The sequence below is a fragment of the Kocuria rhizosphaerae genome (assembly GCF_044462265.1).
Taxonomy (GTDB): Bacteria; Actinomycetota; Actinomycetes; order Actinomycetales; family Micrococcaceae; genus Kocuria; species Kocuria rhizosphaerae.
Genome location: NZ_JBISWL010000092.1, coordinates 1 through 4,223, shown reverse-complemented (window position 1 = coordinate 4,223; position 4,223 = coordinate 1). Strand labels below are relative to the sequence as shown.

Here is a 4,223-nt window from a genome sequence, read left to right as displayed (position 1 = left end):
CTGATATGTAGTCGATCTTGTCAAGAGGGCAGGGTGAAGCGGGGCACTCATTGATCGGTGGGTGCCCCGCTTCGTCGTTCATGGAGGGGTTGGGGTGATCTCTGCGGGCGTGTTGTCTCGACGCGTGGTCAGTCTGATATCCGCGGGTTGGTTACCGCATGACGCTGGTTTCGGCGCGAGGAGCGATGCTGGTCTGAGCTCGAGCGTGGCCACGAGGATCTCGTGACTGCTCACAGTCGAATCGCTGGTCTCCTCGGCGCGCGGCGCGCAGGAGATCTCCCGTGGCCGGGTCCGTGAACGGGTCTGTGGGTCATGCGTCCATGGTCGCCAGCGACCAGCACCAGCCGGCCATCTCTCGGGCGATCGCTGTGTTCGCGACCGTGTGACGCTTCTTGTGCTCGCTGAGCATGCTCCAGCGGTGATGCAGGCGCCTGTTGCCCGCATCGGCGCGTTCGGCCACGGCTGCCGGTGCCAGGGCCCACCGGTCCCGCATCGTCTTCCCCGGGCGGTACTGGGGCTTGTGGTGCCAGGCGGCCTCGATCAGCAACCGCCTGGCGTGGGCGTTGCCGGTCTTGGTGATCTGGCCCTGGGAGCGGGTTTGCCCGGAGGAGTGCTCCGAGGGCACCAGCCCCAGGTATGAGGCGATGTTCCGGCCCGTGAAGCGGTCCCAGTCGCCGATCTCCACCGCGAGAGAGAACGCGGTCAGGGTCGAGATCCCCCGCAGGCAGGCCAGACGCCGGGTGACCGTGGTCCACTCGGAGTCCTCGGCCAGCAGGAGGATCTGCGCGTCCAACCGGCACCGGCGGGCCAGGGCGTGGGCGACCGCGTCGTGGTAGTCGTCGAACACGATGCGTGAGACCTCGCCGAACACGGCGATGTCCTGGCGGGCCATCTGCTGCATCCAGGCCTCGTGCTTGCCGCTCCACGCCTCGCCGCCGGTGTAGACGTGGCCGTGGCGCAGGAGGAACTTCCCCAGCCGGTGACGGGCGCTCATCAGGTCCCGGCGCACGTCGTCCCTGGCCCGCACCAGGTCCCGTGCCACCTCGCGGGACCGGTCGGGAATCGTGACCTCGATGATGTCGTCGTTGCGGGCCAGTCGGGCCAGCAGCAGCGCGTCGTTCTTGTCGGTCTTGACCCTGTCACCGGAGGCCCGCAACAGCTTCGAGGGCGCCGCGACCTGGACCCGGTGGCCGGCCTCGATCAGGGTGCGGGCGAGTTCGTACCCGGTCGGTCCGGCCTCATAGGTCACCTGGACGGGGCCGTGCTCGCGGGCCAGAGCGTCGACGAACTCGCCCACCATGACGGTGTCAGCGCTGAGGGTCTGATGAATGATCTCGCCGGTCAGGCTGTCGATCGCGCAGGCCTTCACGCTGCGGGCATGGACATCCAGTCCCAGACTTGTACGCTCGGTGAACACCGGGGCCTCCTATGCATGTCGGCACCCCGACCCCGACCGGTCGGGGTGATCCACGTACTCTGCATAAGCGGGGCCCCGGCCACAAGACCCAGACGCCGCCTACACCCATAGCGTCTGAGCCCGACGCCCGATCGCGCCGCCAGATCCCGCGTCCCGGGCCCGCCGCCCGGGACACGGTCCCCGGTCCGTCGTTCCGGGACCGGTGCCGCCCGGTGCGACACCGGCGGCCCGCTCCCCCGCGCGCCGGGGCCGGTCTGCCCGGAGCCGGTCAGACGGATACCGTGGTGACCGGCAGGGACGAGTCCGCGGCGAAACCCAGGCCCGAGGGCTCGCGGCCCTCCGCGACCACGTGGGCCGCGAGCGCGGCCACCATGGCCCCGTTGTCGGTGCACAGGGACAGCTTGGGGACGACGAGGTCGATCCCGTGCGCGGCGCAGCGCTGGGCCGTCAGCTCCCGCAGCCGCGAGTTCGCCGCGACGCCCCCGCCCAGCAGCAGCGTTCCCAGCCCCTGCTCGGCGCAGGCGAGCACCGCCTTGCGCGTGACGACGTCGGCCACCGCCTCCTGGAAGGACGCCGCGACGTCCGGGACCGGGACCTGCTCACCGGCCGCCTCGTGGGCCTCCACGACGCGGGCCACCGCGGTCTTGAGCCCGGAGAACGAGAAGTCGTAGCGGTGCGGGCCGGGCCGGTCGGCGGAGCCCATGTACTTGCCCGCCGTCAGCCCCCGCGGGAACCGGTAGGCCGCCGGATCGCCTGATCGAGCGGCCGTGTCGATGGCCGGGCCGCCCGGGTAGGTCAGGCCCAGCACGCGGGCCACCTTGTCGTAGGCCTCGCCGGCCGCGTCGTCGATCGTGGCGCCCAGCAGACGCACGTCACGGCCCAGGTCGTCCACGGCGAGGATCTCCGTGTGTCCCCCGGAGACCAGCAGCGCCCCGAGGTCCCGGGGCAGCCCGTCCGCGAAGTCGTGCTCGAAGCCTGCCCCCTCCGCGCCCTCGAGCACGCCCACGGCAACGTGGGCCACCAGGTGGTTGACGGCGTACAGCGGTTTGCCCGTGGCCACGGCCAGAGCCTTCGCGGCGGCCACGCCGACCATGAGCGCGCCGGCGAGTCCGGGGCCGGAGGTCACGGCGATCGCGTCGAGGTCGTCGAGGCCCACGTCCGCCCGGTCCAGGGCCTCGCGCAGCGCCGGGACGAGCGCGTCCAGGTGCGCGCGGGAGGCGATCTCGGGAATCACCCCGCCGAAGCGGACGTGCTCGTCCATCGACGACGACACGACGTTGGCCAGCAGGGTCCGTCCCCGCACGATGCCCACGCCCGTCTCGTCGCACGAGGACTCGATGCCCAGCACGAGCGGCCCGCCGGTCACGAGCTCACCTCGGTGGCGTCGGTGCCGGCCGCGGTGTCGGCGGTGAGGTCGAGGCGCATCACCAGGGCGTCCCCGCCGTCGCGGTAGTAGCGGGGCCGGGTGTGGATGTGCTCGTAGCCGAAGCGGCGGTAGAGCCGCTGGGCCCGAGGGTTGTCGGCGCGGACCTCGAGCATGGCCTCCGTGGCGCCGAGCTCCCGGGCCTTCTCGTGCAGGGTGCGCAGCAGGGCGGAGCCGATCCCGTGTCCCTCGTGCTCCGGGACCACGGCCAGCGTCTGGACGTCGCCCACCGGCCGGATGCACATCAGTCCCGCGTAGCCGATGATCCTCCCGTCCTGCTCCGCCACCCAGTACCAGCAGACGGGCTGGGCGATCTCGGCCTCGAACATGTCGAGGGGCCAGGCGTCGCGGGGGAAGAGCCGCTGCTCGAGGCCGTGCACCAGGGGCAGGTCCTGGGGTGTCATCCGGCGCACCGTCCAGGGAGCGGCGCTCACGCGAGGGCCCTCTTCCGGGCGCCGGGGACCTTCGCGTCGGACTCCCGGAGGTACAACGGGGTCGTGTCCGCACCCAGCGCCTCACCCCGGTCGAGCCGGCGGACCGCGGCGAGCCCCAGCGACGACGCCGTCGGCTGCGCCTCGCCGAACTCCCGCACCGGTCGGGCGAGCCGATCCGCGTAGAGCCCCGCGCCGCGCCCGTAGGCGGGCAGCGCCGGCAGCTGTTCCGCCGCGGCCACGCCGGGCCCTCCGACGAGTCGGGGACCGTCCTGCCCGGTGGCGAAGCGGGCCCAGTAGACCTCCCGGCGCCGGGCGTCGGTGAGCACGAGGAACTCCGGATGCCCGGCGCCCCGGGCCGCCCTGTCCGCGTCCTGCGCCAGGGCCTCGAGGCTCATGAGGCCGTGCAGCGGCACGTCCCACGCGAAGGCCAGTGCCCGCGCCGTGACGATCCCGGCCCGCAGCCCCGTGAACGGACCGGGGCCGGTGCCCACGAGCACCCCGTCGAGATCGGTGGCCGCGAGGCCGCGGTCGGTCAGCAGGCGCTGGACCGCCGGCGCCAGGACCTCGGCGTGCGAGCGGGTATCGGGGCTGGTGAAGGATCCCAGGACCTCCCCCGCGCCGCTCACGAGGGCGGCGGAGGCGACGGCGGAGGAGTCCAGGCACAGGAGAAGCACCCGACCAGTCTAGGCGCCCGCGCCGGAGCCCGTCTGCCCGGACCGGTCCCGTCCACGGAGCCGCGCCGGGACACGTCGCTGCGGCCGGATCCGGCGATCCTCTTCACCCGGGGCGCGGAAGACCGCACGGACCACCCGTTCGCCCAGGCCTGAGGGCGAGGACACGACCTCCATCTGTGGTCCCCCTCACGTCTTAGGGTGTCGGAGCCGGTGGGGATGATGGAGCATGACCACCACCGCTGATGCGCCGCGGGAGCCGGAGGAGCCCTTGTCGG

At 72.6% G+C, this 4,223-nt stretch carries 4 protein-coding genes; all 4 read right to left on the bottom strand.

Annotation, left to right across the window (positions count from 1 at the left end; translation table 11 throughout):
- Window positions 1-310 precede the first annotated feature (310 nt).
- Window positions 311-1,417, bottom strand: coding sequence for an IS110 family RNA-guided transposase (locus ACH9EU_RS11230; protein ID WP_396412476.1), 1,107 nt, complete (start codon window positions 1,415-1,417; stop codon window positions 311-313).
- A gap of 268 nt (window positions 1,418-1,685) precedes the next feature.
- On the bottom strand, window positions 1,686-2,783 hold the full coding sequence (gene tsaD, locus ACH9EU_RS11225; RefSeq protein ID WP_396414015.1) for a tRNA (adenosine(37)-N6)-threonylcarbamoyltransferase complex transferase subunit TsaD: 1,098 nt from the start codon (window positions 2,781-2,783) through the stop codon (window positions 1,686-1,688).
- Window positions 2,780-3,244, bottom strand: coding sequence for a ribosomal protein S18-alanine N-acetyltransferase (gene rimI / locus ACH9EU_RS11220; RefSeq protein WP_396414016.1), 465 nt, complete (start codon window positions 3,242-3,244; stop codon window positions 2,780-2,782). Before rimI ends, tsaD begins: the two co-directional genes overlap by 4 nt.
- 26 nt (window positions 3,245-3,270) lie before the next feature.
- On the bottom strand, window positions 3,271-3,948 hold the full coding sequence (gene tsaB / locus ACH9EU_RS11215) for a tRNA (adenosine(37)-N6)-threonylcarbamoyltransferase complex dimerization subunit type 1 TsaB (protein ID WP_396414014.1): 678 nt from the start codon (window positions 3,946-3,948) through the stop codon (window positions 3,271-3,273).
- Window positions 3,949-4,223 lie beyond the last annotated feature (275 nt).